31 protein-coding genes and 1 tRNA gene are annotated in these 24,715 nt (G+C 64.8%); 18 read left to right on the top strand and 14 right to left on the bottom strand.

Annotation, left to right across the window (positions count from 1 at the left end; all coding sequences use genetic code 11):
* Nucleotides 1-32 precede the first annotated feature (32 nt).
* Nucleotides 33-779, bottom strand: coding sequence for a GNAT family N-acetyltransferase (locus DEA8626_RS09120; RefSeq protein ID WP_108852657.1), 747 nt, complete (start codon nucleotides 777-779; stop codon nucleotides 33-35).
* A gap of 105 nt (nucleotides 780-884) precedes the next feature.
* On the opposite strand from DEA8626_RS09120, the gene msrB reads away from it, so the two are divergent.
* Entirely contained in the window at nucleotides 885-1,280 is a 396-nt protein-coding gene (msrB, locus tag DEA8626_RS09125) for a peptide-methionine (R)-S-oxide reductase MsrB (protein ID WP_108852658.1), read from the top strand.
* A 20-nt stretch (nucleotides 1,281-1,300) separates the two neighbouring features.
* Here the strand turns inward: msrB and DEA8626_RS09130 are convergent, their stop codons facing one another.
* On the bottom strand, nucleotides 1,301-1,762 hold the full coding sequence (locus DEA8626_RS09130) for an outer membrane protein assembly factor BamE (protein ID WP_108852659.1): 462 nt from the start codon (nucleotides 1,760-1,762) through the stop codon (nucleotides 1,301-1,303).
* 121 nt (nucleotides 1,763-1,883) lie between these two features.
* On the opposite strand from DEA8626_RS09130, the gene DEA8626_RS09135 reads away from it, so the two are divergent.
* The 8 genes from DEA8626_RS09135 (at nucleotide 1,884) to DEA8626_RS09170 (ending at nucleotide 7,475) form a co-directional block, all read left to right on the top strand.
* The gene (locus tag DEA8626_RS09135) at nucleotides 1,884-2,435 is read left to right on the top strand and encodes a YceD family protein (protein WP_108852660.1); all 552 of its coding nucleotides are present in this window, start codon (nucleotides 1,884-1,886) and stop codon (nucleotides 2,433-2,435) included.
* Between the two features lie 177 nt (nucleotides 2,436-2,612).
* Nucleotides 2,613-2,819, top strand: coding sequence for a 50S ribosomal protein L32 (gene rpmF / locus DEA8626_RS09140; protein ID WP_108852661.1), 207 nt, complete (start codon nucleotides 2,613-2,615; stop codon nucleotides 2,817-2,819).
* A 25-nt stretch (nucleotides 2,820-2,844) separates the two neighbouring features.
* Complete coding sequence (gene plsX / locus DEA8626_RS09145) at nucleotides 2,845-3,966, top strand: phosphate acyltransferase PlsX (protein ID WP_108853397.1); 1,122 nt, start codon at nucleotides 2,845-2,847, stop codon at nucleotides 3,964-3,966.
* Complete coding sequence (locus tag DEA8626_RS09150; protein WP_108852662.1) at nucleotides 3,963-4,937, top strand: beta-ketoacyl-ACP synthase III; 975 nt, start codon at nucleotides 3,963-3,965, stop codon at nucleotides 4,935-4,937. Before plsX ends, DEA8626_RS09150 begins: the two co-directional genes overlap by 4 nt.
* A gap of 90 nt (nucleotides 4,938-5,027) precedes the next feature.
* Nucleotides 5,028-5,330 carry an integration host factor subunit alpha gene (gene ihfA, locus DEA8626_RS09155; protein WP_108853398.1) on the top strand — a complete coding sequence of 101 codons (303 nt, stop codon included), beginning with the start codon at nucleotides 5,028-5,030 and terminating at the stop codon, nucleotides 5,328-5,330.
* 11 nt (nucleotides 5,331-5,341) lie between these two features.
* Nucleotides 5,342-6,160 carry a MerR family transcriptional regulator gene (locus DEA8626_RS09160; RefSeq protein WP_108852663.1) on the top strand — a complete coding sequence of 273 codons (819 nt, stop codon included), beginning with the start codon at nucleotides 5,342-5,344 and terminating at the stop codon, nucleotides 6,158-6,160.
* A 100-nt stretch (nucleotides 6,161-6,260) separates the two neighbouring features.
* Nucleotides 6,261-6,338, top strand: a tRNA-Pro gene (locus DEA8626_RS09165).
* A gap of 57 nt (nucleotides 6,339-6,395) precedes the next feature.
* Complete coding sequence (locus DEA8626_RS09170; protein ID WP_108852664.1) at nucleotides 6,396-7,475, top strand: 2'-deoxycytidine 5'-triphosphate deaminase; 1,080 nt, start codon at nucleotides 6,396-6,398, stop codon at nucleotides 7,473-7,475.
* On the opposite strand, the gene DEA8626_RS09175 is transcribed toward DEA8626_RS09170, so the two are convergent.
* The 8 genes from DEA8626_RS09175 to DEA8626_RS09210 form a co-directional block, all read right to left on the bottom strand.
* Complete coding sequence (locus DEA8626_RS09175; RefSeq protein ID WP_181366398.1) at nucleotides 7,420-7,929, bottom strand: chlorhexidine efflux transporter; 510 nt, start codon at nucleotides 7,927-7,929, stop codon at nucleotides 7,420-7,422. The two genes, DEA8626_RS09170 and DEA8626_RS09175, sit on opposite strands and share 56 nt — an antisense overlap.
* 145 nt (nucleotides 7,930-8,074) lie before the next feature.
* Complete coding sequence (locus DEA8626_RS09180; RefSeq protein ID WP_108852666.1) at nucleotides 8,075-8,290, bottom strand: hypothetical protein; 216 nt, start codon at nucleotides 8,288-8,290, stop codon at nucleotides 8,075-8,077.
* A 12-nt stretch (nucleotides 8,291-8,302) separates the two neighbouring features.
* Complete coding sequence (scpB, locus tag DEA8626_RS09185) at nucleotides 8,303-8,899, bottom strand: SMC-Scp complex subunit ScpB (RefSeq protein WP_108853399.1); 597 nt, start codon at nucleotides 8,897-8,899, stop codon at nucleotides 8,303-8,305.
* Nucleotides 8,900-8,943: 44 nt separating this feature from the next.
* Entirely contained in the window at nucleotides 8,944-9,732 is a 789-nt protein-coding gene (locus DEA8626_RS09190) for a segregation and condensation protein A (protein WP_108852667.1), read from the bottom strand.
* Nucleotides 9,725-10,759: a glycoside hydrolase family 3 N-terminal domain-containing protein gene (locus tag DEA8626_RS09195; protein ID WP_245890813.1), complete on the bottom strand. Its 1,035-nt coding sequence runs from the start codon at nucleotides 10,757-10,759 to the stop codon at nucleotides 9,725-9,727. The genes DEA8626_RS09190 and DEA8626_RS09195 overlap by 8 nt, the downstream gene beginning before the upstream one ends.
* Nucleotides 10,735-11,709 (bottom strand): SPOR domain-containing protein, encoded by a 975-nt coding sequence (locus DEA8626_RS09200; protein WP_108852668.1) that lies wholly within the window; start codon nucleotides 11,707-11,709, stop codon nucleotides 10,735-10,737. The genes DEA8626_RS09195 and DEA8626_RS09200 overlap by 25 nt, the downstream gene beginning before the upstream one ends.
* An 83-nt stretch (nucleotides 11,710-11,792) precedes the next feature.
* The gene (gene argS, locus DEA8626_RS09205) at nucleotides 11,793-13,538 is read right to left on the bottom strand and encodes an arginine--tRNA ligase (protein WP_108852669.1); all 1,746 of its coding nucleotides are present in this window, start codon (nucleotides 13,536-13,538) and stop codon (nucleotides 11,793-11,795) included.
* Nucleotides 13,539-13,677: 139 nt separating this feature from the next.
* On the bottom strand, nucleotides 13,678-14,844 hold the full coding sequence (locus DEA8626_RS09210) for a deoxyguanosinetriphosphate triphosphohydrolase (protein ID WP_108853401.1): 1,167 nt from the start codon (nucleotides 14,842-14,844) through the stop codon (nucleotides 13,678-13,680).
* Nucleotides 14,845-14,924: 80 nt separating this feature from the next.
* Here DEA8626_RS09210 and DEA8626_RS09215 point away from each other — a divergent pair, with 80 nt between their 5' ends.
* The 3 genes from DEA8626_RS09215 to xth all read left to right on the top strand — a co-directional run bounded on the left by DEA8626_RS09215 (nucleotide 14,925) and on the right by xth (nucleotide 16,916).
* Nucleotides 14,925-15,251 carry a HesB/IscA family protein gene (locus tag DEA8626_RS09215; RefSeq protein ID WP_108853402.1) on the top strand — a complete coding sequence of 109 codons (327 nt, stop codon included), beginning with the start codon at nucleotides 14,925-14,927 and terminating at the stop codon, nucleotides 15,249-15,251.
* A gap of 137 nt (nucleotides 15,252-15,388) precedes the next feature.
* Nucleotides 15,389-15,901, top strand: coding sequence for a hypothetical protein (locus DEA8626_RS09220; RefSeq protein WP_146188853.1), 513 nt, complete (start codon nucleotides 15,389-15,391; stop codon nucleotides 15,899-15,901).
* Between the two features lie 235 nt (nucleotides 15,902-16,136).
* On the top strand, nucleotides 16,137-16,916 hold the full coding sequence (gene xth / locus DEA8626_RS09225) for an exodeoxyribonuclease III (RefSeq protein WP_108852671.1): 780 nt from the start codon (nucleotides 16,137-16,139) through the stop codon (nucleotides 16,914-16,916).
* Between the two features lie 17 nt (nucleotides 16,917-16,933).
* Here xth and DEA8626_RS09230 read toward each other — a convergent pair whose 3' ends face one another.
* Nucleotides 16,934-18,100 carry an FAD-dependent monooxygenase gene (locus DEA8626_RS09230; RefSeq protein ID WP_108852672.1) on the bottom strand — a complete coding sequence of 389 codons (1,167 nt, stop codon included), beginning with the start codon at nucleotides 18,098-18,100 and terminating at the stop codon, nucleotides 16,934-16,936.
* A gap of 81 nt (nucleotides 18,101-18,181) precedes the next feature.
* On the bottom strand, nucleotides 18,182-18,604 hold the full coding sequence (gene dksA, locus DEA8626_RS09235) for an RNA polymerase-binding protein DksA (protein ID WP_108852673.1): 423 nt from the start codon (nucleotides 18,602-18,604) through the stop codon (nucleotides 18,182-18,184).
* A 181-nt stretch (nucleotides 18,605-18,785) separates the two neighbouring features.
* Here dksA and DEA8626_RS09240 point away from each other — a divergent pair, with 181 nt between their 5' ends.
* The 6 genes from DEA8626_RS09240 (at nucleotide 18,786) to DEA8626_RS09260 (ending at nucleotide 23,846) form a co-directional block, all read left to right on the top strand.
* On the top strand, nucleotides 18,786-19,625 hold the full coding sequence (locus tag DEA8626_RS09240; RefSeq protein WP_108852674.1) for an AAA family ATPase: 840 nt from the start codon (nucleotides 18,786-18,788) through the stop codon (nucleotides 19,623-19,625).
* A gap of 76 nt (nucleotides 19,626-19,701) precedes the next feature.
* Entirely contained in the window at nucleotides 19,702-20,157 is a 456-nt protein-coding gene (locus DEA8626_RS09245) for a GNAT family N-acetyltransferase (RefSeq protein WP_108852675.1), read from the top strand.
* Entirely contained in the window at nucleotides 20,144-21,532 is a 1,389-nt protein-coding gene (locus DEA8626_RS09250) for a DUF2927 domain-containing protein (protein ID WP_181366399.1), read from the top strand. Before DEA8626_RS09245 ends, DEA8626_RS09250 begins: the two co-directional genes overlap by 14 nt.
* Nucleotides 21,529-21,693 (top strand): hypothetical protein, encoded by a 165-nt coding sequence (locus DEA8626_RS21050; protein WP_181366400.1) that lies wholly within the window; start codon nucleotides 21,529-21,531, stop codon nucleotides 21,691-21,693. The genes DEA8626_RS09250 and DEA8626_RS21050 overlap by 4 nt, the downstream gene beginning before the upstream one ends.
* Nucleotides 21,694-21,698: 5 nt before the next feature.
* Complete coding sequence (locus DEA8626_RS09255; protein WP_108852677.1) at nucleotides 21,699-22,880, top strand: vWA domain-containing protein; 1,182 nt, start codon at nucleotides 21,699-21,701, stop codon at nucleotides 22,878-22,880.
* A gap of 36 nt (nucleotides 22,881-22,916) precedes the next feature.
* On the top strand, nucleotides 22,917-23,846 hold the full coding sequence (locus tag DEA8626_RS09260) for an alpha/beta fold hydrolase (RefSeq protein ID WP_108852678.1): 930 nt from the start codon (nucleotides 22,917-22,919) through the stop codon (nucleotides 23,844-23,846).
* A gap of 100 nt (nucleotides 23,847-23,946) precedes the next feature.
* On the opposite strand, the gene DEA8626_RS09265 is transcribed toward DEA8626_RS09260, so the two are convergent.
* The gene (locus DEA8626_RS09265) at nucleotides 23,947-24,261 is read right to left on the bottom strand and encodes a hypothetical protein (RefSeq protein ID WP_108852679.1); all 315 of its coding nucleotides are present in this window, start codon (nucleotides 24,259-24,261) and stop codon (nucleotides 23,947-23,949) included.
* 21 nt (nucleotides 24,262-24,282) lie between these two features.
* Complete coding sequence (locus DEA8626_RS09270; RefSeq protein ID WP_108852680.1) at nucleotides 24,283-24,618, bottom strand: hypothetical protein; 336 nt, start codon at nucleotides 24,616-24,618, stop codon at nucleotides 24,283-24,285.
* Between the last annotated feature and the right edge of the window lie 97 nt (nucleotides 24,619-24,715).

Below are 24,715 nucleotides of genomic sequence, written 5' to 3' on the forward strand. Positions count from 1 at the left end.
GCCGCCGGGGCTTTCTTTTTTTCAGATCGCTCTCATACCCCTGCGATCGCGCGCAGCGCATGCGCCCGTCGTGCCGGGACCGCCTGCACCTCGAGCCCGGTGAAGACATGCATCGTCCCGAGATCACGGTCGATCACCGCGTGGTCGCTAACCCACCCGCCCATTGCGAGATAGGTCCTCAGGAGCGGCGGCATCCCTCTGGCCGCCAGTTGCGGGTCGGGCGCCCGCCCCCTGAGCCGGCCGCCGAAGCGAAATACGCTTGGCGCTTTGATCTCGGGCAGCCAGCGCTTCGGCGCCAGGTGCCGTTCGCGCAGCATCGCGAAGGCGTCGAGATGTGGATCTGCGTCCGTCCCGATGAAAGACGAGCAGCCGAAAATCATCTCGACACCCTCGGCGTCCACGAAGGCCGTCATCGCTCCCCAGGCAACGCGCAGCACGTCGGGATCGTGGCAGGCCGGGTCGAGACAGAAGCGCCCCATCTCGACCATGCGCCCGCCGAAGCCGGACAATGCCGACAACTCGTAATGCTGCGCCGAATAGCATTGCGCGATCTCGCTCCCACGGCGGAGCACCAGCAGCCGGAACGCCGCCACTAGCCGGCCGGTCCGGGTCTCTTCGACCAAGACATGGTGGCAGATCTCATCGTGGGAATCGGCGTCGCACCGCGCGTCCCCGACGCCGCCGCGGAACGCCCGCCAGCGCAGGTCCAGCGCCCGATCCACATCCTTGCGCCCGTTGGCAAAGCGGGCGACATAGCGGCCCTTGCTCATGTCCAGCATCTCCGATGCACTCCTCGTTGGCGCGCATCCTGTCGCGCCCGGCGTTTTTCCTGCTACATTCTACGCGAGAACTGCAACGAAACGACAACAGAGCGGAGAGCCGGAATGGCCGCGAAGATTGTGAAAACGGATGAGGAATGGCGCAAGCAACTCGGCGATCTGGCCTACAAGGTGACACGCCAGCACGGAACCGAACGCGCCGGCACGCATGACAGCTTTCCGAAGGGGCCTGCCGCCTATCATTGCGTCTGCTGCGGCGCGCCGGTCTTCGAGTCCGAGTCTAAGTACGAATCAGGCACCGGCTGGCCGAGCTTCTTTCAGCCTTACTCGCCGGAGGCGATCGAGGAAAGCGAAGACCGGAGCTGGTTCATGCGCCGCACCGAGGTTCATTGCGCGGCCTGCGACGCCCATCTCGGGCACGTCTTTCCGGACGGCCCGAAGCCCACGGGCCTGCGCTACTGCATCAACGGCGTCGCGCTTGATCACAAGCCGAAGTCGTGACGGCGCCAGTCCATAGCACCTCAGTTGTCGTTCAGTATCTGGCCCGCGCTGATGTTGCCGATGTTGCCGAGAAGCTGGCGCAGGAAGCTCAGGCCCTTGATGTTGCTGTCGGTCACGCGGCGAGACAGGACGACCGCTTGCCCGTCCTCGAGCCCGAAGCGTTCGACATTCTCGACCGTGCCATTTTCGGCGAAGCTGACGGCGAGGACCTGGCGCTCCACTTCCTCGGGCGCGCGGGCACCGAAATGGCGGAAGCGGCTGCCGACATAGTACCAGGCTGCGCCGGTCAGAAGCCCGGTCGACGACGGGCGCCCGACGGCCTGGGCCACATCGTCGCGCGTGGACTCGCCGACAACGACTTTTTCAAGGTCCTCGTCACGCGGCACGTAGCCGTGATTTCGGTAGATCGCCGTGCAAGAGGCGAGCGCGACGAGCATCAGCACGATCGCGCCGTGCCGCATCCCGGAACCGAGCCTGCTCATTCCCACCCTCTTGCCTTGCTGCCTCAAGCCTTCTATCCGGCTTACAACAAGCCGGTGCAATCCTTCAAGGACGAAGCTCCATCCGCCGTGATCCACCTGCCAAACCATTGGGGCGCGCGACATGACGTCCGTTGATCCGATCTTCACCCATCCGTTCCGCGTCGCGGATCTCGCTCAGCGCCGGCCGAGCCGGTTCAACATATCTCCCGACGAAGCCGCGCGGCGGCGGATTGCCGATGCGCTCGGGCTCGTCGCGCTGGATGGGCTCAGCTTCAAGGGCGAGCTCATGCCGGATGGCCGCAAGGACTGGATTCTTGAGGCATGGCTGACGGCGCGCGTCACGCAGCCTTGCGTCATCACGCTGGCCCCCGTCAGCACGGAGATTTCGGAGGACGTGCGCCGCCGTTACCTGATGGACATGCCGGAACCAGAAGGCGACGAGGTCGAAATGCCGGAGGACGACAGCGCCGAAGCTCTGACGGATGTGATCGACGCAGGCGCCGTTTTGATCGAGGCGCTGACGCTCGCCCTGCCGCCCTATCCACGCGCCGAGGGGGCAGAGCTGGGCGCGGCGCAGTTCGCCGAACCTGGAACAGCCCCCCTTCAGGACGAGGCGCTTCGCCCGTTTTCGGGGCTCGCCGATCTGATGAGCAAGGGCAAGACGGAGGAATGAACACACGCCGCACAAATGCGCTCGAAAATGGCCACAAAACACTTGCGCCCGCGCGGAATCGCAGTATGTTCCCGGCCTCGCTTGAACGTTGGGTTCGCACCGGTCGCTCCGCGGTCGCCTTGTGACGAAACCCCAGGAAAACCGGGGCCCCGGCCCCAAATAACCCGAGGTTGAGACATGGCTGTCCCTCAGAACCGAGTCACGCGGTCCCGCCGCAACATGCGTCGCGCCCATGACGCACTGTCCGCCGCGAACCCGAACGAATGCCCGAACTGCGGCGAACTCAAACGCCCGCATCACGTTTGCGGCGCGTGCGGTCACTACAACGACCGTGAAGTGGTCGCCCAGACCGCCGAGATCGACCTGGACGAAGACGCGGCCTGAGGCCGCGTTGCGGTTGGCCGGCGATATGCCGTCAGCGCAGGTCATGACGCCGGAAGCCCCGAAAGCTGGGACTTCCGGACGCATTGTCATTTCCGTTGACGCGATGGGCGGCGACCGTGGCCCCGCGGCTGTCGTCGCCGGCATGGCCGAGTCGGCTGACAAGAACCCTGACATCGAGTTCATCGTCCACGGCCCGGAGGACGAGCTTCGACGGCTCATTTCGCATCGTCGTGGCCTGTCTGAACGCTGTACGATCCGTCACGCGGCAGGTGTCGTGACGATGCAGGACAAGCCAAGCCAGGTCATGCGCCATGGCGAGGGCACGTCGATGTGGTCCGCGATTGAAAGCGTCAAGAACGGCGAAGCGACGGTCGCGGTGAGCTGCGGCAACACCGGTGCGCTCATGGCCATATCGATGATACGGCTCAGAAAGCTGCCGGGCATCAACCGGCCCGCAATCGCATGCCTCTGGCCATCGCGAAATCCCGGCGGATTCAACCTGATGCTGGACGTCGGCGCCGACATCAAGGCTGACGCGCCGGACCTTCTGCAATACGCGCTGATGGGCGCCTCCTATGCCCGCAACGGCCTTGGCATCACCCGGCCGCGCGTTGGGCTCCTGAACGTCGGCACTGAAGAGCACAAGGGCCGCGCCGAGCTCAAAGCCGCGCAGGATCTGATCGAAGCTGCGACCGAGGCGGGCAGTTTCGACTACGTTGGGTTCGTCGAAGGTGGAGATTTGCCCTCGACGCGGGTCGACGTGATCGTCACCGACGGCTTTACCGGCAACATCGCGCTGAAGACCGGAGAAGGCACCGCGAAACTTGTCGGCGCCTTCTTGCGCGACGCGTTCAACGCGACGTTGCTGTCGCGATTCGCGGCCCTTCTCGCGGTTGCGTCACTTCGCCGGTTGCGCAAGCGCATCGACCCGAGGCGCCAGAATGGCGGCGTGTTCCTCGGGCTGAACGGGACCGTCGTGAAATCGCACGGCTCGGCCGACTCGACCGGGGTTTCGGCCGCGATCAAGCTTGCCTTCCGGCTTGCGCAGTCGGGCTTTCGAGAGCGTCTTGCGGCACGGGTTGCCTCTGTCGCTCAGGCGGGGCAGGATGCGGATCTAGCGGCTGTAGAAGACAGGAATTCCGAATGACGATCCGTGCCGTGGTCCGGGGCGTCGGGCACTACCTGCCCGAGCGCGTGGTCCCGAATTCCGAGTTCGAAGCGCGGCTCGACACGAGCGACGAATGGATCCGCAGCCGCACCGGGATCGAGCGACGCCACTTCGCCGCCGAGGGCGAGACGACGTCGGATCTGGGCGCTAGGGCGGCAAAGGCCGCATTGGCCGACGCGGGCCTCGGGCCCGAGGATCTCGACGCACTTATCGTGGCGACGTCCACCGCCGACCTGACCTTTCCATCGGCCGCGACAATGGTTCAGGAAAAGATCGGCATGCGGAGCGGATTCGCCTTCGACGTACAGGCGGTCTGCGCGGGCTTCGTCTTCGCGCTCGCCAATGCCAATGCGCTGATCCTCTCAGGCCAGGCGCGACGCGTTCTGATCATCGGAGCGGAGACGTTCAGCCGCATCCTCGATTTCGACGACCGTGCCACCTGCGTCCTGTTCGGCGACGGCGCCGGCGCGGTGGTCGTAGAGGCCGCAAAAGGCAAGGGCAATGCGACCGATCGCGGCGTCCTGGCCACCGATCTGCACAGCGACGGCTCGCATCGCGAGTTGCTTTACGTCGATGGCGGCGTATCCACGACCGGTACGTCGGGCCACTTGCGCATGCAGGGCAATCAGGTCTTCCGCCACGCTGTGGAAAAGTTGGCCGAAACCGCCCATGCCGCGCTCGACAAGGCCGATCTGACGCCGGCCGACGTCGACTGGATCGTTCCGCACCAGGCCAACCTGCGCATCATCACGGCGACCGCAAGCCGCATGCAGGTGCCGATGGATAGGGTCGTAGTCACCGTGCAGGACCACGGCAACACCTCGGCCGCATCGATTCCCCTCGCGCTTTCGGTCGGCAAGGAGCGGGGGCAGATCAAGCAAGGCGATCTGATCGTCACGGAGGCGATCGGCGGCGGTCTTTCCTGGGGCTCCGTCGTCCTGCGCTGGTGAATTGTTGCTTGAAAACCCACAGTCAAGCCGTTGATATTGACTTGGGTTTTCAAAGCGCTCATCTTCGCCCCAGGCAACCGGGGGGACAAGATGGGCGAAAAGACATTGACGCGCATGGATCTGAGCGAAGCAGTGTTCCGCGAGGTCGGGCTTTCGCGCAATGAATCTGCGCAATTGGTCGAAGGCGTTCTTCAACACATGTCCGACGCGCTGGTCACCGGCCAGACCGTCAAAATTTCTTCGTTCGGAACGTTCAGCGTGAGGAACAAGGCCGCGCGGATCGGCCGCAATCCCAAGACGGGCGACGAGGTTCCGATTCATCCGCGCCGTGTTCTGACCTTCCGGCCGTCGCATCTGATGAAGGATCGCGTTGCCGCCGGCAACAAGCGCTGAGGCCCGACGCCATGGAGAAATCGGCTGAGGCGTTTCGGACCATCAGCGAGGTCTCCGAACTTTTGAACACGCCTGCGCATGTGCTGCGATTCTGGGAAAGCCGTTTTTCCCAGATCAAGCCTGTGAAACGCGCGGGCGGGCGCCGGTACTACCGGCCGAACGACCTCGCGTTGCTCGGCGGCATAAAGCGACTTCTGCACGAGGACGGTCTGACCATACGGGGTGTGCAGAAACTCCTTCGTGAACAAGGCATTAAGCACGTGGCGTCGCTGTCGAAGGTGGAGCTGCCGGGAGCTGCCGACACACCCGTCGCGCCGGCGCCCCGGACGGATGAGCGGACGGTCCCTTCCGCGGGCGACCGCGCGGCCGAGCCAGCAGAGCCCCGGTCTTGGCCCGAGGCGCCCACTCCCGATGCTGCTGCCCCGGACGACATGCTTCTGCCCGACCCAAACGAGGTCGCGGCCGAAGAGACCCAGCCCGAGACAGTCGCGCGCAGGCCGGGCCCGCGCACTCTTTCGCCCGTGGCGCCCGGCGCCGAACGGCGCGCCGCGCTGGAACGCGGCGAGGCTCCGATGCATATCGACGTGCCCACGCTGCCGGCGGATGGCGCGGACAATGTCCGGACCTTCCCGGCCGAACAGGGAACGCTCGCCTTCGATGCCGAACCCGACAGCGGCGCCAACCACGATGATCGTCAACCCGCCGCTGCGATGCTGCGCGCGATGGACACGCTGCGGGCGCGCGACAAGAAGGCCGAGTTGATGTCGGTCTATCTGCGCCTTGTCGATCTGCGCGACAGGCTCGCGCGCGACCGCGCGCGCGGCGGCTGATCCGGGTTCCTAGTGTCCCCGTGACGCGTGAAGCATTGCCGGAACGGATGCGTATTGGCGCTTGCCCCTACCCTGCCAATCGGCCTATACACCGCCGCGTCGGGCCGTGGCGCAGCCTGGTTAGCGCGTCCGTCTGGGGGACGGAAGGTCGCGAGTTCGAATCTCGCCGGCCCGACCATCACCGAAACGCCCATCCCCGCACCGGGATGGGCGTTCGCATATCCGGAGGTGCTGCATGACGGGCACGGGAGTCCTCGCCGACAACGCGATCCGCGAACTGATCGCCACGGGCGCGATCGCCGCCGAACCCGCCGTGGACAGCGCACAGATCCAGCCTGCGAGTCTCGACCTCCGGCTCGGCACGACCGCCTATCGTGTGCGCGCCTCGTTCCTGGCCGGCAAGGGGCGGAGCGTAAAGGAGCGGATCGACGAATTCTGCATGCACAGCGTCGATCTGAGCCAGGGCGCGGTGCTTGAAAAGGGGTGCGTCTATCTCGTGCCGCTGGTGGAGCGGCTGGCGCTGCCCAAGGGGATGAGCGCTGTCTCCAACGCGAAGAGCTCTACCGGCCGGCTCGACCTTCTGACGCGCGCGATCACCGATGGCGGCGAGGAGTTCGACCGTATTCCCGACGGCTATCAGGGCCCGCTCTACGCCGAAATCTGCCCCCGGTCATTCTCGGTCCTCGTGCGCCCCGGCATGCGGCTGAGCCAGATACGCTTTCGCCAGGGGCAGTCCGTTCTTTCCGACCGCGATCTTGCCGCCCTTCACGACCGCGCGCCGCTCGTCTCGGGCGAGCCGGTGATCTCCTCCGGACTTGGCTTCTCGGTCGATCTCAGACCCGCCGAAGGCGATCTCGTCGGCTACCGGGCCAAGCCTCATACCGGGGTGATCGACCTCGAGCGGATCGGCTATTACGATCCGGCCGACTTCTGGGAAGAGGTGCGCTCCAAGAGCGCCCGCATCATCCTCGACCCCGGCGCCTTCTACATCCTCGTCAGTCGCGAGGCGGTAACAATACCGCCGGACTATGCCGCTGAGATGGCGCCCTACCTCGCCATGGTGGGGGAGTTCCGCGTCCACTACGCGGGCTTCTTCGATCCGGGTTTCGGCTGGGCCGAGGCCGGAGGCGCGGGATCGCGCGGCGTACTTGAGGTTCGCTGCCACGAAGCGCCTTTTGTGCTGGAGGACGGCCAGGTCGTCGGGCGGCTCGTCTATGAACGCATGTCAGAACGCCCGGCACGACTTTATGGCGCGGGGATCAAGTCCAACTATCAGGGACAGGGCTTGAAACTGTCGAAGCATTTTCGCGGCTAGAATTCGGCAGGTCATTCACGCGGACGCGGATGCCGGAAGCGGGCCGGAGCCGGTCGTAGCCCAGATGGAACAAATAAGCGTAGATCGAACAGGCGATCGTCAGCGTGAAACCGACCGCCAGCGCGCCCCGGAAGCTGTGCCTGCCCAGCAATACAAGAACTGTAAGCGTCATGATGACAGCCGTCGACTCATGCGAGAGGGCATGAACCATGCGCAGCCGATTCGGGCGGTCACTGGCGAGCCGACCTGTCACGTGCAGGTCGATCAGGTCGAAGACGGTGTTATGGATCGGGCTCCAGATCATCACCGTGACCGATAGCAATGCCATCAGAAGAAAACACTCGCTGCCGCTTCGCCCCATGATGAGCGCGTATGCGGGCACCGCAAGGATAAGGCCGCCACCTTCAAGGCAAGGCGTTTGCAGGACGCGTTCGCGAACACTGCGGAGCGCCATGATTAACCCCTGCATCAATCAAAATGATGGGGGCGGTTTCAGAACCGCCGAGAAATATTAATGGGACTGAATCGAATCAAAAGGAATCAACTGTGCCAGTCTAGCGCTGGCACGGAAACAACCGAGTCAGGGAAAGCTCACCCGATCACCTTCCCAGCCGCCGCGTGATCTTTGCGGCCTGCCGCGCGCGCTTGGCGGTTTCGCGTGCCTCATGGCGGTGCTTCGCCTCGGTCGAGGTTCCCGGAGCCGAAGGTTTCTGACCCCGCTTCGAGAACCAGCCGATGCCTTTGTTGATACCGGTATTGATGAGACGCCGCATGACGACGTTCACCACCATGTTGATCAGTCGGTTGAGAGTCATGGCCGTGGCTCCTCAGTCCTCGAACAACTCGCTTTGCCCGGCAAGGTCTTCGCCCTCATCATCGTTGATCGCCTGCCCACCGGGCAAGGGCCGATTGTCGAGAAGCCCCGCCGCGCGAAGCTCTTTCAGTCCCGGCAGGTCGCGCGCCGATTCCAGACCGAAATGGTCAAGGAAGCCTTGCGTCACGACAAAGGTAACGGGCCGCCCCGGCGTCATGCGGCGGCGGCCGAAGCGAATCCACTCCAGCTCCAGAAGCTGGTCGATGGTGCCGCGGCTGACCGCGACACCCCGGATCTCCTCGATCTCGGCGCGGGTCGCGGGCTGGTGGTAACCGATGATCGCCAGTGTCTCTACCGCGGCGCGAGAAAGCTTGCGCGTCTCGACCGTCTCCTTCTGCATCAGAAAGCCAAGATCGGGGGCCGTGCGCATCGCCCATGCGTCACCCACTTTCACCACCCGCACCCCTCGACCCTCGTAGCGCCTCCTCAATAGCACCAGAGCTTCGCCAGGGTCAGCGCCATGCGGCATCCGCGCCTCGAGCTCGGCCACGGTGACCGGATCGGCCGACGCGAAAAGGATCGCTTCGACCATCCGCTCCTGTTCGGCCATGGGCGGGGCCTCGAATAGGCTTTTCTCGGGGGCGCTCTGTTCGCTCACGACTCTTTCCGCTTGATCGCAATGGGGGCGAAGGTCTCGGCCTGCCTTATCTCGATCCGTCCCTGTTTGGCTAGCTCGAGCGAGGCCGCAAACGTCGCGGCAGTGGCCGAGCGGCGGCGCGCCGGATCGGCGGTCCACCCTTCGGGCAGATACGCCGAGATGTCCGTCCAGTCGCCGGCAAAGCCGATCAGCCCGCGCATCCGTTCGAGTGCCTGTTCCATGGTGAAGACGTGGTCGCGCTCCATCGCGTAGGGACGGAATTCGTCACGCGTGCGGATGCGGGAATAGGCCTGCATGAGGTCAAGGAGGGTTGCCGTGTAAGTAATCTTCCTAAGCCGCGTCACGTCCTCGGGAATGCCGCGCACGAAGAAGTCGCGTCCCATCTGGTCGCGCCCCATGAGGCGCGCGGCGACGTCGCGCATCGCCTGAAGCCGCTCGAGCTGGAACGCGAGATGCGCCGCCAGCTCCTCGCCCGACGGGCCTTCGTCTGCAGGATCGGGCGGCAGGAGAAGTCGTGACTTCAGGAAGGCAAGCCAAGCAGCCATCACCAGATAGTCTGCCGCAAGTTCGATGCGTAAAACCTTGACCTTGTTCACGAATTCAAGGTACTGCTCAGCAAGCTTCAGGACGGAAATCTTGCGCAGATCAACCTTCTGGGTTCGCGACAGCATGAGAAGGATGTCGAGTGGCCCTTCGAAACCTTCGACATCGACGATCAGCGCCTCGGCGGCGAGCCGATCACTGACGGACTGGGTATCTTCCTCGAACTGCGGCGGTTCAGACATGGACCTGTCCCTTCAGAAGCGCCTCAAGTTCGGCTTCCAGAAGTGCGGTGTCAACAGGATCGGGGTCGCGGCGGCAGGCGAGCGCCGCCTCGGCCCGGCCATGCGCGGCATCACTCAGCGGTCCGGCGGCGGCGGCGACCTGCTCCATCTCGGCCATCTCGCCGTTGCAGTGGAGGACGATGTCGCAGCCAGCCGCGATTGCCCGGACCGCCCGTTCGCCGGGGCCGCCGGAAAGCGCTTCCATCGAGATGTCGTCGGTCATCAGAAGGCCCCGGAACCCGATCTCAGTTCGTATCGCCCCGATGATTGCGGGATTGAGCGTGGCCGGTTCGTCGCCATAGGTAGGCGCGCGGATATGGGCGGTCATGCCCAGCGGCAGATCGGCGAGGGCCCGGAAAGGCGCGAAATCGCTCGCGGCGAGTTCGGACCTTCCGGCGGCGATTTCCGGCAGGTCGTGATGACTGTCGGCGACCGCCCGACCGTGGCCGGGCATGTGCTTCATCACCGGCAGGACGCCGCCCGCGAGCGTGCCCTCGGCGACCGCGCGGGCGTTCCGTGCGACCGTGGCCGCATCCTCGCCAAGACAGCGGTTCCGCAGGAAGTGATGGGTCTCGGCGCAGGCGATGTCGGCGGTCGGCACGCAGTTCGTGTCGATGCCCACGGCGCGCAACTCCTCCGCTATCAGCCGATGGCGAAGCCAAAGGCTGCGCTCGGCCCCTACCCCGGCCCGCGTCACCTGATCGAGCGGCGGAAGCCACTCGCGCCAATGCGGGGCACGCAGGCGTTGGACGCGCCCGCCTTCCTGATCGACGAGAACCGGGGCGTCGCGGCCGACGGCATCGCGCAATGCGCTCGTGAGACCGCGAAGCTGTTCGGGCGTCTCGACGTTTCGCGCGAACAGGATGAAGCCCCAAGGATCGGCCGCCTGGAAAAACGCGGCTTCGTCAGTGGAAAGCGTGAGACCGCCGATGCCGACTATCGCCGCTGTGGGCCGCGTTGCCATCAGCGCACCATGGCGGGTACGCATTCAGTGTTTTCGGCCTTGAGCGCGGCGCAGAACCTGCGCGCGTCCTCCAGATCGGAAAAGCCCTCGACGCGCAGCCGGTAGAAGGTCTCGCCATTGGTGGTCGCCGGCTCGATGACCCGCCGCTTGCCCTCCATGAGGCCGCCGAACCGGGCCGCGACCTTGTCCCATTCCAGCCGAGCCTCGGCCTCATCTGGATAGGCACCGATCTGGACGAGGCGGGTCCCTTGGCCAAGCGCATCGGGTGAAACATCAAGAACCGGCTCTGCCAGCGCTGCGGCGACGGCGGCCGCGGCGGCCTCGGCCATCGCGTCGTAGCCGTCCTCCGCCCCGGTCGCGGGCCGCGTCAGCGGACGCAGCGAGCGTGAGACACCCGGTATGTCGGTCGCGATTACATCCGGCGCGACGAAGGCGCCGGCCTCGGGCGGAGCAATCACCGGCTCGACCGGACCGTCGGGCAGCGGTTCGCCGGGCCTGATATCGGCGGTCATGGGCGTCAATGGATCACCGGCAGGATCGGCTGAGGCCGGGATCGCGGACGGAGCGGACTCAGGCGTCTCCTCGGCGACGGCCTCCAGACTGCCCATGGGTTGATCTTCCTCAGCCAGCGCTCCGGGTGTCGGCGCGAGCGTGAGCTGATCGGCCGCCTCGCCCGCCGTTCCTGCGGCGGCAACTTCATTCACCGCCATGCCCTGATGCATCGCAAGCTCACCGCCGGGATTATCCGGCGCGACCCGCGCCGGCCCTTCAAGCGCGCGGATCACCGGAATGCCGCGCACGTCGCGGATCGCGAGGTTGTAGGTCCAGACCCCGAGCCCCACGATCAGCGCCACCGACGTCAGCGCGCCGGCACCATTGACCCATTTCTGAAAGCCGCCACCGCGCGCGCCGCGATCGGCCACACTACCATACGGCCCATAGCCGCCGTAGTCGTCGTACTTCGCATCCGCCATGCTCTGCCTCGCTCACGACAGCGCCCCCCGACACCGGGGCCGCACTCGTCTTGCCTGCTTCGCTCCCCCGGGCGGCGCCTTTATCAGCGCATCTCTTCCACAGGGGTCACGCCAAGGATACCAAGGCCGGCGGAAATAACAACGCCCGTGGCCCGAACGAGCGCGATTTTGGCCTGGCTCGTGTCCGCGTCGCCCTCCTGCAGAAACCGCAGCGCGGGGTCGTCATTGCCCCTGTTCCAGAGCGCGTGGAACTCCGAGGCGAGTTCATAGAGATAGAAGGCGACGCGATGCGGTTCATGCCCGCGCGCCGCGATCTCCACGAGGCGCGGCCATTCCGCGATCTTCTTCGCGAGACCAATCTCGGCCTCGTGCGAGAGCTTCGCGAGATCGGCGCCGCGGAGCGTCTTGTCGTCGGCGGCGATCCCCGCCTCGGCCGCCTTGCGCAGGACCGAACGGTGGCGGGCATGGGCGTACTGCACGTACCAGACGGGGTTGTCCTTCGACTGCTCCAATACCTTGTCGAAGTCGAAATCGAGCGCAGCGTCGTTCTTGCGGGTGAGCATGACGAAGCGGGTCACGTCGGGGCCCGCCTGGTCCACGACGTCGCGGAGCGTGACGAAGGTGCCCGCGCGCTTCGACATCTTGAACGGCTCGCCATTTTTGAAGAGCTTGACGAGTTGGATGAGCTTCGCATCCAACTCCACGCGCCCGTTCGAGAGGGCAGAGACGACGGCCTTAAGCCTCTTCACGTAGCCCCCGTGATCGGCGCCGAGGACGTCGATCAGGACGTCGAAGCCGCGGCCCACCTTGTCCCAATGATAGGCGATGTCGGGTGCGAAATAGGTCCAGCTACCATCCGACTTCTGCACGGGCCGGTCCACGTCGTCGCCATGTGAGGTCGAGCGGAAGAGCGTCTGCTCGCGCTCTTCCCAGTCCTCGGGCAGCTTGCCCTTCGGGGGCTCGAGCGTGCCCTCGTAGATAAGACTCATGCGGCGCAGCGTGTCGATCGCCTCCTCGATCCGGCCCGAGGCGGCGATTGCCTTTTCCGAGGAGAAGACATCCATCCTGATGCCGAGAAGCGCAAGATCCGCCCGGATCATGTTCATCATCTCGGCGGTCGCGAACTCTCGGACGTCCGCGAGCCACTCGGTCTCGGGCTTGTCGATCAGCGTGTCACCGAACTTTTCCTTCAGCGCTTCCCCCACGGGGATGAGGTAGTCGCCGGGATAGAGCCCCTCGGCGATCTCGGGATCGAGCCCGTGCGCCTCGCGGTAGCGCTCGTAGGCCGACCGCGCAAGCACGTCGACCTGCGCGCCCGCGTCATTGATGTAGTATTCGCGCGTGACATCGTGGCCAGCGAAGGCGAGAAGCGACGCCAGCGCGTCGCCGAAAACGGCGTTCCGGGTATGGCCGACATGCATCGGCCCGGTCGGGTTTGCAGAGACAAACTCGACGTTCACGCGGATGTCGCGGCCCATGTCGGAGCGGCCGAAATCGCGGCCGGCGTCGAGCGCGGCACCGACCACGCCCTGCCAAACCTCGGGTGCGAGGCGAAGATTGAGAAAGCCGGGCCCCGCGACCTCCGCGCCTGTGATGCGCGGATCAGAGGCGAGCCTTGGCGCGAGCGCCTCGGCGATGGCGCGCGGCGGCTGGCCTGCCGGCTTGGCGAGCACCATCGCCGCATTCGTCGCCATGTCGCCATGCGCCGCGTCGCGCGGCGGCTCCACGGCGACATTGGCCGTTTCGAGACCGGCCGGCAGCGCGCCCTCGGCGGTCATCGCTTCCAGCTCCGCGATGACGAGGGCGCGGATATCGGCAAAGAGGTTCATCTGGGTCTTCCTTCGGAACGCGCCCGCCATGCCAGAGGCTCGGTGCCGCGTCAATCCTTCGGGCCGGTCCTGGGGGTGCCGGCGCGCGCGGCCGCGATCTTATCCGACGGCGGCGCGCCGCCATCCATCGGCGTTCCGCTCATCCGGTCTCTCTGTCATTCTGGCCGACTTGGCAGAGGCGCTCGTGCTCTTGAATCGCAAAGCGGTCGGTCATGCCGGCGACGTAGTCGAGGACGACCCTGGCAAGATCGGTCCTGTTCTTCGCGCGGGCGACGTCGGCCCGCCATTCCGGCGGAAGGCTTGCCGGGTCATCGAGGAAGAGCGGAAAGAGGTCGTTGACCATCGCGGTCACGCGCTGTCGCTCCTTAACGACGGAGGGCGCGCGGTACATGCGGTGGAAGAGGAACGACTTGATCGCCTTGAGGTTCTGGTAGAGCGGCTTCGAGAAGCGGATGATCGGCCCGTCCATCGCTCGAATTGCTTGCGGCGACTGCGGATTCGACGTCTGTAGTCGTGTCTGGGCGACCGCGATCACGTCCTCGACCATCGCGCCGAAGACTCGGCGGAGTGCCTCGTGGCGACGGCGGTAGGGGTCGAGGTCAGGATAAAGCCGGTCGACCTCTTCGAAGGCAGGGCCGGTGACGGGCAGCTCCATCAGATCGTCCTCGGTGAATAGCCCCGCGCGCAGGCCGTCATGCAGGTCGTGATGGTTGTAGGCCACGTCATCGGCCACAGCCGCAACCTGCGCCTCGGCCGATGCATAGGTGTGGAGTTCAAGGTCGTATTCGACATTGAACTCGGCCAGCGCGTAAGGCAGATCGCCCGTGACCGGCCCGTTGTGCTTGGCGATGCCTTCGAGCGTCTCCCAGCTGAGATTCAGCCCATCGAAACCGGCGTAATGCCGTTCGAGCCTCGTCACGATACGGATCGCCTGCGCATTGTGGTCGAAGCCACCGTGGGGCGCCATAAGCTCGGCCAACGCATCCTCGCCGGTATGGCCAAATGGCGGATGGCCGAGATCGTGGGCGAGCGCCACCGCCTCGGAAAGGTCGGTGTTGAGACCCAAATGCCCGGCGATCGTGCGCGCGACCTGTGCGACCTCGATCGTGTGGGTGAGCCGTGTGCGATAGTAGTCGCCTTCGTGCTCGACGAAGACCTGCGTCTTGTGCTTCAGCCGCCGAAACGCCGAGGAGTGGATGATCCGGTCCCGGTCGCGCTGGAAGGGCGAGCGGAAGGTGGACACCGTTTCGGGAAATTGTCTGCCCCGGGTCGTCTCCGGGTGACAGGCATAGGGGGCAAGCGTCATGACGGCCTGTTCTTGTCGCGTCTTTTCGGCGAACATATATGGGGAACAGACGTCAATTGACACGGAATTCCGACATGGAGCTGACGCTTCCGCCGAAAGTGACCCCGCGCGCGTTCGCCCGGCTGGCCGAGATCAACGCGGCCACTGGCGACGTCAAGGCGCTACGCGTCGCGGTCGAGGGCGGCGGCTGCTCTGGATTTCAGTACGATATCCGCCTTGACGACCCGGCACCCGATGATCTGGTACTGGAAGGTGACGGGCAGAAGGTGCTCGTCGACAGCGTCTCGCTGCCGTTCCTGCAAAACGCGGTGATCGACTATACCGAGGAACTGATCGGCGCACGGTTCGTGGTGGAGAACCCTAATGCGACGTCAAGTTGCGGCTGCGGCACGTCGTTCTCGATCTGATCGCGTTCCTCGTTCACAGCGCCTCACCGCCGCGCATATTTCGGTGAGGCTTGATCTGCGTCAAAGGCGCCCGAACCGGTCGGATGCAGCGTCGTGGCGCGCGGCGGCTCCCGCGGCGGCACGATGGAGCATTAATGATGCAGATCACACGACGCCGTGCGGTTGGCCTTGCCGCACTGAGCCTACCGTTTCTGCGGTTTCGGCCCGCCCGGGCGGCCAGCGCGACGGTGAAGGTCTCGCTCTGGGATAAGGGCGGCAGCTCGATGGACATGCTCGGCAAATTGCCGCGAATGGGCATGGCGATGCCTGGCATGGCGGACATGGGCAGGATGGCCACGATGGGCATCACTGCCACCCCCGACAGCGTCGCGGCAGGGGACGTCACGTTCGAGGTGACGAACGACTCGGAAGTCATGATTCACGAGATGGTGGTTTCTCCGGTCAGGGACGCGAAGACGCCCATGGCCTACGATCCAGGCGTCATGAAGATCGACGAGGACGCGGCGGGCCATCTCGGCGAGGTCGCCGAACTCGATTACGGCAAGGCGGGGGCGCTCAGACTGCCGATGAATCCGGGGCGCCACATCCTCTATGGCAACATTCCCGGCCACTACGTGCTGGGCATGTGGGCGTTCTTCACGGTGATCTGAACGGGCCCGCCGTGGTCCGGCGGCGCGGGGCCTGCCGCCGGACGGCTTTCGCCCGTCCTTCCCGGCGCGAATCCTGTGGCCGGCGGTCGGGTCCATGAGCTCGGCCATCCCGCGTTCGCGGGACAGGACAAGGAAGCGGCGAAGTGTTTCGATCCGTATGAACGTGTCGCGCCGACGACATGTCGCTTGAGGCCGCGGGCGTCGTGCCGATACAACGGGCGCAGAGGAGCGTCCCATGAAGATCGCGACATTCAACATCAACGGAATCAAAGCGCGGGCCGAGGCTTTGCCTGCCTGGCTCGACGAGGCGGAGCCGGACGTGGTGCTTCTGCAGGAAATCAAGTCGGTCGACGAGGCGTTCCCGCGCGACTCGTTCGAAGATCGCGGCTATTTCGTCGAAACGCACGGGCAGAAGAGCTTTAATGGCGTTGCGATCCTGTCGAAGCTGCCCCTGGAGGATGTCGAGCGCGGCCTGCCGGGCGGTGAAAAGGATGACCAGGCGCGCTGGATCGAAGCGACGGTGGTCGGCAAGACAGCGGTCCGGCTCTGTGGGCTCTACCTGCCGAACGGCAATCCCGCGCCGGGGCCAAAATACGACTACAAGCTATCATGGATGGCCAGGATGAGGGACCGCGCGGCAGCGCTGTTGCTTGACGAGATACCGGTTGTGATGGCCGGCGACTATAACGTCATCCCGCAGGCCGAGGACGCGGCGAAGCCGGAGGCCTGGGTGGATGATGCGCTTTTCTTGCCTGAAAGCCGGGCAGCGTTCAGGCGCATCCTTCATCTCGGATATACCGAAGCATTCCGAACCCGCGAGCCGCGCTCAGGGCACTATTCGTTCTGGGACTACCAAGCGGGCGCCTGGCAGAAGAACAACGGCATCCGGATCGATCATCTGCTGCTGAGCCCTCAGGCCGCAGATCTTCTTCAGGAGGCTGGGATCGACAAGGAGGTGCGCGGCCGCGACAAGCCATCCGACCACGTTCCGGTCTGGATCGCGCTCGACGCCTGAGATGGCACCTATTCGGCCTATTCCGCCGTCACGTCGTGGCCATAGAGCCAGTCGAACCGTCCGATCACGCGGTCCGGGGCGAACCGTCCGAACGTCCTCAGCCCCAGATGCGCGAGATCGCGCCTGAGTCCTGACAGGTGGTAGTTCCGCGCATTCGCGTTCGCCGCATCGACAATCCGCCTCGAGCGTTTCGCGCGGGCAGACTGATACGCGGTGAAGGCGGCGTCAGTTGGTTTCGCCCCAAGTTCGCGCGCCAGAACCCAGGCGTCCTCGAGCGCCATATTGGCCCCCTGCGCGAGGAAGGGCAGCGTCGGATGCGCGGCGTCGCCAAGGATCGCCGCACCCTCTCCGTGCCAGCGGGCAGCGACCGGATGACGAAAGAGCCCCCAGAGATTCGGCCGTTCGACGCGGTCGAGCCAGCCGCGCACTTCGGGCACGAAGTTCTCGAACGCTATACGCAGCGCCAGGGGGTCATCCGTCAGCGACCAGCTTTCCTCGGCCCATTTGGTCCGCTTCTCGACCGCGACGATATTTCGAAGCCGCCCGCCCCGAAGTGGATATGTCACCAGATGCCGGCCCGGCCCCATGTAGACTTGCGCAACCGGGTCGATGTCAGGTTCCGCAGGAAGCGTCGCGCGCCAGGCGACATGATGCGTGAAGAACGGTGCCACCGCGCCGTTCAGTGCTTCGCACACCTTAGAATGCAAGCCATCAGCGCCGATCAGAAGATCCGCCTCGAACTCGCCCCCCTGGGCTGTGACGAGCCGCGGCGGATGCGCACCGAGATGCACCTGCTCCACCTTCTGAAGCAGCCGGATCGCCACGCCGGCCGCTCGCGCACCTTCAGCCAGAACGTCGATGAGGTCCGATCTGTGGACGAATCTGAACTGCTGCTGCGGTCGGTAGCGCAATAGATCGAGTCGCAGCACCTGCCCGCCTGTCTCGCCGTCGATGAGTTCGACCGCCTCGGTACGCTGGCTCGTGACATTGAACGCGTCGCCCAGCCCAAGCCCGGCGATTACCGCCGCCCCGTTCGGCGAAATCTGGATACCGGCGCCGATTTCACGGATCTCGGGCGCCTGTTCGAGAATCGTCACTTCTGCGCCGCGCAAGGCGAGCGCACGCGCAACCGCCAGGCCAGACACGCCTGCGCCCAGCACCGTAACCTTACGCCCGTCGAGCATTTATTGCCCCCGCTGAAAGAAAGACACCGGAGTCTTCAGACCCCGGCGTCGGAATTCAAGAAGAACCCCGCCTTCGGGGGATCAGTCGTCGCGATGGACGCGTTCGCGCCGCTCGTGCCTTTCCTGCGCTTCAAGCGTCATCGTGGCGATCGGCCGCGCGTCGAGCCGCTTGAGCGAAATCGGCTCGCCCGTCATTTCACAATAGCCGTATTCGCCGCTCTCGATCCTGCGAAGTGCGGAATCAATCTTGGCAACCAGCTTGCGCTGGCGGTCACGAGTTCGAAGTTCCAGCGCCCTGTCGGTTTCCTCGCTCGCGCGGTCGGCGATGTCGGGTACGTTGCGCGCGCTGTCCTGGAGGCCTTCAAGGGTCTCGGCCGACTGCTCGAGCAGTTCTTCCTTCCAGACGGTCAGTTTGCGACGAAAATACTCAAGCTGACGCTCGTTCATGAAAGGCTCGTCTTCGGCCGGACGGTAGTCGTCGGGAAGAAAGACCTCTGGCTTCATCTCTGCTCCCTTCTGCCGGTGGGAATTGGATTTTCGTTCGTTCATGTTCACCCGGCACTCCTCGGGCGCTCCCATAACCGAAGCCGCCGAGGTTGTCACTAGCTCTAGAGCCGCCTTGCGGCAAATTGATGGCCCCGGTAAGAGTCTCGCCCAGCAACCAAGGCAAAGTCATGGAAATCGAGTGAAATTCAACGGAACGGAACAGTACGTCGCGACCGATGACCTGACGGTCGCGGTAAACGCATCCGTCACGCTCGAACGCCCTCTCCTCGTGAAGGGAGAGCCTGGAACCGGCAAGACCGAGCTCGCACGGCAGGTCGCGAGCGCGCTTGGCCTGCCCATCGTCGAATGGCATGTGAAATCCACGACCAAGGCCGCGCAGGGGCTTTACGAGTACGATGCGGTCTCGCGGCTGCGCGACAGCCAGCTCGGCGACGAACGGGTGCATGACGTCAGGAACTACATCCGCAAGGGTAAACTCTGGCAGGCCTTCGAGGCCGACGCGAAGGTGGTCCTCCTGATCGACGAGATCGACAAGGCGGATATCGAGTTTCCGAACGATCTGCTGCAGGAACTCGATCGGATGGAATTCCATGTCTACGAGACGGGCGAGACAGTTCGGGCGCGCCACCGTCCGATCATCGTCATAACATCCAACAACGAAAAAGAACTACCCGACGCCTTCCTGCGCCGCTGCTTCTTCCACTATATTCGCTTCCCGGAGGCCGAGACGTTGAAGCGCATCGTCGAGGTGCACCATCCCGGCATCAAGGAGACGCTTCTGGCGACCGCTCTCACGCAGTTTTACGAGATACGCGAGACACCAGGGCTGAAGAAGAAGCCCTCCACATCCGAAGTGCTCGATTGGCTCAAGCTGATTCTGGCCGAGGATCTTGCGCCCAAAGACCTGGCGCGCGATACGCGCAGCCTGTTGCCCAAGCTGCACGGAGCACTTCTGAAAAACGAGCAAGACGTGGCGCTTTTCGAACGCCTCGCCTTCCTGGCGCGTGGCCGGGGCTGATCGCGGACCGGCCGCGCCGTGCAGGCGCGGCCGCCCGCAGAGGAAACCGGGGGCACGTCCGGACAAGGGAGGGCATATGGCCCAGTCAGAGGAACTCACCATCCGCGCGCTTCGGCCCGGAGACGAAGCCGATTGGCGGCGGATGTGGCGCGCCTACCTCGAATTCTACAAGACCACGCGGCCCGAGGAGGTCTACGCGACGGCGTTCGAACGCATGCTCTCCGGTCGGCCCGGCGAGTTCCGAGGGCTGGTCGCGGAAGTTGACGGCCGACCGGTCGGGCTTGCGCACTACCTGTTTCACCGCACAGGGTGGGAAATCGCGGAGACTTGCTATCTACAGGATCTCTACGCCGAACCCGAGATGCGCGGACGCGGCGTTGGCCGCGCCCTGATCGAAGCGGTCTACGAGGCGGCGGACGCCCATGGCGCGGTGACCGTCTACTGGCTCACGCAGGACTTCAACGCGGCCGCACGTCGGCTTTATGATCGGATCGGCGCGCTGACGCCTTTCATCAAATATGCAAGGGTTTAAGCGCGTGGTCCGCCGGCTTCTGGTCATATCCCTTGCTGCAGCCTTGCTTGGCGCGTGTTCCGGGCCCAAGCTCGCGCCCGAGGCGACGCGTGCGGTGCTGCCGGAACTGCCTCCGATGCAGAATTTCGCCGCAACCAGGGCCGATATACCTAGGCGGTCCAATACCGCGATGGCGCAAGATTTCGTCGATCTCACGTTCCAGCTCGAAAGCGGACGGCCACTGCCCGTATTGACGCGGTTCGAGGGCCCGGTCCGCGTGCGTCTCGCGGGCACGGTCCCGCCGACCGCCTCGACCGACCTCGCTCGCCTCCTTGCGCGGTTGCGCAACGAAGCGGGGCTCGACATCGCCTTGGCACACAATGGGCAAGTGCCGCAGATCACGGTGGAATTTCTGCCACGGGCCTCTATGCAGCGGTTCGTGCCGCGCGCCGCCTGCTTCGTCGCGCCTCGCGTCGGGTCCTGGGAGGACTATCGCCGCGCCCGGCGAGACACGCTCGACTGGGCGACGCTGACGGTGCGCAAGCGTGCCGCGATCTTCATCCCCAATGACACGGCCCCGCAGGAAATCCGCGATTGCCTGCATGAAGAACTCGCCCAGGCGCTCGGACCGCTGAACGACCTCTACAGCCTGTCCGATTCGGTCTTCAACGACGACAACATCCATACCGTGCTGACGGGCTTCGACATGCTGATGCTGCGCGTGACCTACGACCCCGAACTGAGGAGCGGGATGACGGCATCGGAAGTCGCGGCGCGCGTGCCGGGCATCCTGTCGCGGCTCAACCCGCGCGGAATCGGAGTGGGTGGCCGCGCCAGCGACCCGACGCCGCGCGACTACGCCAACGCGATCGAAACCGCACTCGGCCCCGGGACGCTCGCTCCGCGCCGGCGCGCCGCGGCGAAACGCGCAGTCGATATCGCGCTTGCCCGCGGCTGGCGCGACGCACGGGCAGGCTTCGCATGGCTCGCGCTCGGCCGGCTGTCACTTGGCCACGACGCCCGGCAGGCCGAGGCAGCCTTCGCCCAGGCATCGAAGATTTACCATCGCGGGGCCGGGCTGGCATTGCAGGCCGCTCACGCGGACATGCAATTGGCCGCATTCGCGCTTTCAGAGGGCCGAGCCGAGGACGTTCTGGCGCTAACGGAAAGCGCCCTGCCCGAAGCGGCCGGCGCCGAAAACGCGGCGCTTCTGTCGAGTCTACTGATGCTCCGCGCCGAGGCGCTGGATCTCGTCGGCCGCGCCTCCGAGGCACGCCAGGTCAGGCTCGACAGCCTCGCCTGGGGCCGCTATGGCTTTGCCTCCGATGCCGAAGTGGTCGAGCGTGTTCTCGGCATCGCCGCCCTCTCTTCGGCCAGCAGAACAGGGCATCCATGATCTTCGTCGCAGCCATCATACTCGGCGCGTTCGTTGGCTGGCGGCGCGCCGCGCGCCGCGGCGGCAACCGACTTGACAAGATCCAATATGCCGCCACGCATGCTATCTTCTTCGCGATCCTCGGCCTTTTCGCGACGATCCTCTATTACCGGCTGACCTGAGAGCGATGTTCCTGCCCTTCTTCGAGACATTGCGCAAGACCGGGGTACCGGTCACCATGCGCGAGTTTCTCAGCTTCCTCGAAGGGATGGCGGCGGGCCTCGTGACCTACGATGTCGACGGCTTCTATTACCTCGCGCGCGCAGCGATGGTGAAAGACGAACGCCACCTCGACCGGTTCGACCGGGCCTTCGCCGAGGCGTTCAAGGGGCTCGAGACGATCACCCCCGAACAGGTGATTGAGGCGATCGACCTGCCGCGCGAATGGCTGGAAAAAATGCTCGAGCGGTCGTTGACGCCTGAAGAGATGGCCGAGGTGAGGGCGCTCGGCGGGTTCGACAAGCTGATGGAGACGCTGCGGCAGCGCCTCGAGGAACAGAAGGGCCGCCATCAGGGTGGCTCGAAATGGATTGGCACCGGGGGGACCTCGCCCTTCGGCGCCTATGGCTACAACCCCGAAGGCGTTCGTATCGGCCAGAAGGAAAGCCGTCACCAACGCGCCGTGAAGGTGTGGGATCGGCGCGATTTCAAGAACCTAGACGATCAAGTGGAACTCGGCACGCGCAACATCAAGGTCGCGCTGAAGCGCCTGCGCCGCTGGGCGCGCGAGGGCGCGGCGGAGGAGCTCGACCTGCCCGGCACGATCCGCGCGACGGCCGAGCACGGCTATCTCGACGTCCAGACCCGGCCCGAGCGGCACAATGCGGTGAAGGTGCTTCTGTTCCTCGATGTGGGCGGCTCGATGGACCCGCATGTTAAGGTCGTCGAGGAGCTGTTTTCCGCCGCCCGCGCGGAGTTCAAGCACCTCGAATACTACTACTTCCACAACTGCCTCTACGAGGGCGTCTGGCGCGACAACCGCCGCCGCTGGGACCGGCAGACGCCGACCTGGGAGGTGCTTCGGACCTATGGCGGCGACTACAAGGCGATCTTCGTCGGCGATGCCTCGATGTCGCCTTATGAAATTGCCTATCCCGGCGGCGCGAACGAACACTGGAACGCCGAGGCCGGGCAGGTCTGGTTGACCCGCGCACGTGACCAATGGCCCGCGAATACATGGCTCAACCCGCTGCCTGAACGGCACTGGCAATACACCCAATCGGTTGGCATGATCCGCGAACTGTTCGAGGGGTGCATGTTCCCGCTGACCATCGATGGTCTTGGCCGCGCCATGAAGGCGCTGACGTGATGCACGGGGCACTGCGCCCTTGAACCGGAAAGCTTGATGGGGGAACGTGACGGCCAGCTTTCGGACAGGGCGCCCGTTGTGCTTCGATCTCTCCTGACGCTTGCAATCGTCGTGGGCCTCGCGGGCTGCAGCCCCGCCACGCTGCCTACACGCGGCGCGGAAAACCCCCTGCTTTACGACCGCCGCGAGGTCGCCGTGGCGTCGAAGATCGCGATGCTGGTGCCGGGCGCGTTCGCATCGGCCGACATCTTCGAACCCACCGAGGCATGGCGCGACGCGGGCTATGCAATCGTGCACTACCGGTTTCCGGGCATGGACGGCCTGCCGCTCGACCACGCCCTGACCATCGACGGGGCGGCCGAGACCATCGTGGCGTTCGCGAAGCAGCATCCCGACAAGAAGATCCGGCTGCTGGGATACTCCACGGGCGGCGCCGTCGTCATTGAGGCTGCCCGCCGCCTGGAAGGCCGTGACCTTCGCGCCGCGGCGATCGCGCCCGCGCCCGAGCAAGCCGGGGGTTTGCCGACCCTGATCCGCGCCACCGTCGACATCATCGGGGCCGCAGCGCGCGCAGGAAGCCTCGACCGCGACGCAGTCTGGGAGGAGTATTTTCGCGTCCTTCTCTTTGGCCGGACGGGACTTTCCGATCCCGAACTTGCCCGCCGGTCGCGGCAGATTGTGGAGGCGCTGCGCGACGAGATCGTCGTTCCCGACAACGTGATGTCCGAGTCCCATTCCCGCGATCTGCGCCGCTGGCGGCTCACCGATGTGCCGCCCTGGCTGAAGACAAGGACGCGCTTTTACGTCGGACGAGAGGACCCCGTATTCTCTCTCGGCCAGACGCTCGCGCTTGCCCGCAAGGCTGGGAACGGAAAGGTCTACGCCTATTCCCAACAGGGGCATCTTCTGTTTATGACGGCACCTCGGATCTTCGACGACGTGCTGCAATTCTTCGAGGGGAGTTGACAGGGTCGCAACCGACACGGCGCCGGGCCACACAAGTGCCGCGTGGCCGGTTCCTACGTCGGCCTGTAGCGACCGGCCACGTGGAAATGGCGCTGACGGGTTATTCTTTCTTGTTCGCGCGCAGCACAGAAAGCTCCGTCACGGGTTTGCGGATCAGCTCCCCGCTCTTGGGCTTGACCATGAGATCAAACTCCGTCTGGCGGTCGCCGTCCCCTGCACAGTGCAGAACCCCGAGCTGGCTGCGGTCGCAATCCTGCGGTGCGAGCTGGAGCGCCATTCTCTCCATTTCCTCGTCGGCGCAGTCGCCGTCAGGATGTGCGGGGATGAACTGATGGACGTGGACGACCTTGCCCGTCCGGCGGTCAAAAACGAAGCACGTTTTCTTCGGTTTCGCGGTCATTGGATTCAAAAACATGTCGATACTCCTTTCCGCCCCTCAGGCCCAGTGGTAGATCATCCAGCGCGCCATGCCCTTGGTCTGGTAGACGCTGATCTTGAATGTCACGCTGGTCACATCCTGACGGAACAGGACCGGCACGAGGTTTCCACTCGTTGTGTTCTGGGTAGGAAAATTCTCGACCCCGTTCGCACTGACGCATTGAGTTATGAAGGCGTCGGAGGCGTGATGCGACTCACCTGCGGTCCACGTGCTGAAAAGCGAGCAGTCCATGACGGAGTCAAATCCATGGACCTGAACTGTGACGGAGTGGCTGTGCGGATCGTCGAAATCTCGCGCCCAGAGCCAGCCAAATTGCATGCCTGTAACGGCCATATGACTTCTCCAAATAGCTAGTAAGAATGGGTCGGATCATATCACAAACGGCGTCGATGCGCCACCTGGAGTGGTCTTACATCCATCCGGTTCCCGT

The organism is Defluviimonas aquaemixtae (genome assembly GCF_900302475.1).
Taxonomy (GTDB): domain Bacteria; phylum Pseudomonadota; class Alphaproteobacteria; order Rhodobacterales; family Rhodobacteraceae; genus Albidovulum; species Albidovulum aquaemixtae.

Excerpts from the sequence above, each read along its gene's own strand:
- DEA8626_RS09120 (WP_108852657.1), bottom strand. The coding sequence starts at position 779 with ATGCTGGACATGAGCAAGGGCCGCTATGTCGCCCGCTTTGCCAACGGG.
- msrB (WP_108852658.1), top strand. The coding sequence starts at position 885 with ATGGCCGCGAAGATTGTGAAAACGGATGAGGAATGGCGCAAGCAACTC.
- DEA8626_RS09130 (WP_108852659.1), bottom strand. The coding sequence starts at position 1,762 with ATGAGCAGGCTCGGTTCCGGGATGCGGCACGGCGCGATCGTGCTGATG.
- DEA8626_RS09135 (WP_108852660.1), top strand. The coding sequence starts at position 1,884 with ATGACGTCCGTTGATCCGATCTTCACCCATCCGTTCCGCGTCGCGGAT.
- rpmF (WP_108852661.1), top strand. The coding sequence starts at position 2,613 with ATGGCTGTCCCTCAGAACCGAGTCACGCGGTCCCGCCGCAACATGCGT.
- plsX (WP_108853397.1), top strand. The coding sequence starts at position 2,845 with ATGCCGTCAGCGCAGGTCATGACGCCGGAAGCCCCGAAAGCTGGGACT.
- DEA8626_RS09150 (WP_108852662.1), top strand. The coding sequence starts at position 3,963 with ATGACGATCCGTGCCGTGGTCCGGGGCGTCGGGCACTACCTGCCCGAG.
- ihfA (WP_108853398.1), top strand. The coding sequence starts at position 5,028 with ATGGGCGAAAAGACATTGACGCGCATGGATCTGAGCGAAGCAGTGTTC.
- DEA8626_RS09160 (WP_108852663.1), top strand. The coding sequence starts at position 5,342 with ATGGAGAAATCGGCTGAGGCGTTTCGGACCATCAGCGAGGTCTCCGAA.
- DEA8626_RS09170 (WP_108852664.1), top strand. The coding sequence starts at position 6,396 with ATGACGGGCACGGGAGTCCTCGCCGACAACGCGATCCGCGAACTGATC.
- DEA8626_RS09175 (WP_181366398.1), bottom strand. The coding sequence starts at position 7,929 with ATGGCGCTCCGCAGTGTTCGCGAACGCGTCCTGCAAACGCCTTGCCTT.
- DEA8626_RS09180 (WP_108852666.1), bottom strand. The coding sequence starts at position 8,290 with ATGACTCTCAACCGACTGATCAACATGGTGGTGAACGTCGTCATGCGG.
- scpB (WP_108853399.1), bottom strand. The coding sequence starts at position 8,899 with ATGGCCGAACAGGAGCGGATGGTCGAAGCGATCCTTTTCGCGTCGGCC.
- DEA8626_RS09190 (WP_108852667.1), bottom strand. The coding sequence starts at position 9,732 with ATGTCTGAACCGCCGCAGTTCGAGGAAGATACCCAGTCCGTCAGTGAT.
- DEA8626_RS09195 (WP_245890813.1), bottom strand. The coding sequence starts at position 10,759 with ATGCGTACCCGCCATGGTGCGCTGATGGCAACGCGGCCCACAGCGGCG.
- DEA8626_RS09200 (WP_108852668.1), bottom strand. The coding sequence starts at position 11,709 with ATGGCGGATGCGAAGTACGACGACTACGGCGGCTATGGGCCGTATGGT.
- argS (WP_108852669.1), bottom strand. The coding sequence starts at position 13,538 with ATGAACCTCTTTGCCGATATCCGCGCCCTCGTCATCGCGGAGCTGGAA.
- DEA8626_RS09210 (WP_108853401.1), bottom strand. The coding sequence starts at position 14,844 with ATGACGCTTGCCCCCTATGCCTGTCACCCGGAGACGACCCGGGGCAGA.
- DEA8626_RS09220 (WP_146188853.1), top strand. The coding sequence starts at position 15,389 with ATGCAGATCACACGACGCCGTGCGGTTGGCCTTGCCGCACTGAGCCTA.
- xth (WP_108852671.1), top strand. The coding sequence starts at position 16,137 with ATGAAGATCGCGACATTCAACATCAACGGAATCAAAGCGCGGGCCGAG.
- DEA8626_RS09230 (WP_108852672.1), bottom strand. The coding sequence starts at position 18,100 with ATGCTCGACGGGCGTAAGGTTACGGTGCTGGGCGCAGGCGTGTCTGGC.
- dksA (WP_108852673.1), bottom strand. The coding sequence starts at position 18,604 with ATGAAGCCAGAGGTCTTTCTTCCCGACGACTACCGTCCGGCCGAAGAC.
- DEA8626_RS09245 (WP_108852675.1), top strand. The coding sequence starts at position 19,702 with ATGGCCCAGTCAGAGGAACTCACCATCCGCGCGCTTCGGCCCGGAGAC.
- DEA8626_RS09250 (WP_181366399.1), top strand. The coding sequence starts at position 20,144 with ATGCAAGGGTTTAAGCGCGTGGTCCGCCGGCTTCTGGTCATATCCCTT.
- DEA8626_RS21050 (WP_181366400.1), top strand. The coding sequence starts at position 21,529 with ATGATCTTCGTCGCAGCCATCATACTCGGCGCGTTCGTTGGCTGGCGG.
- DEA8626_RS09255 (WP_108852677.1), top strand. The coding sequence starts at position 21,699 with ATGTTCCTGCCCTTCTTCGAGACATTGCGCAAGACCGGGGTACCGGTC.
- DEA8626_RS09260 (WP_108852678.1), top strand. The coding sequence starts at position 22,917 with ATGGGGGAACGTGACGGCCAGCTTTCGGACAGGGCGCCCGTTGTGCTT.
- DEA8626_RS09265 (WP_108852679.1), bottom strand. The coding sequence starts at position 24,261 with ATGTTTTTGAATCCAATGACCGCGAAACCGAAGAAAACGTGCTTCGTT.
- DEA8626_RS09270 (WP_108852680.1), bottom strand. The coding sequence starts at position 24,618 with ATGGCCGTTACAGGCATGCAATTTGGCTGGCTCTGGGCGCGAGATTTC.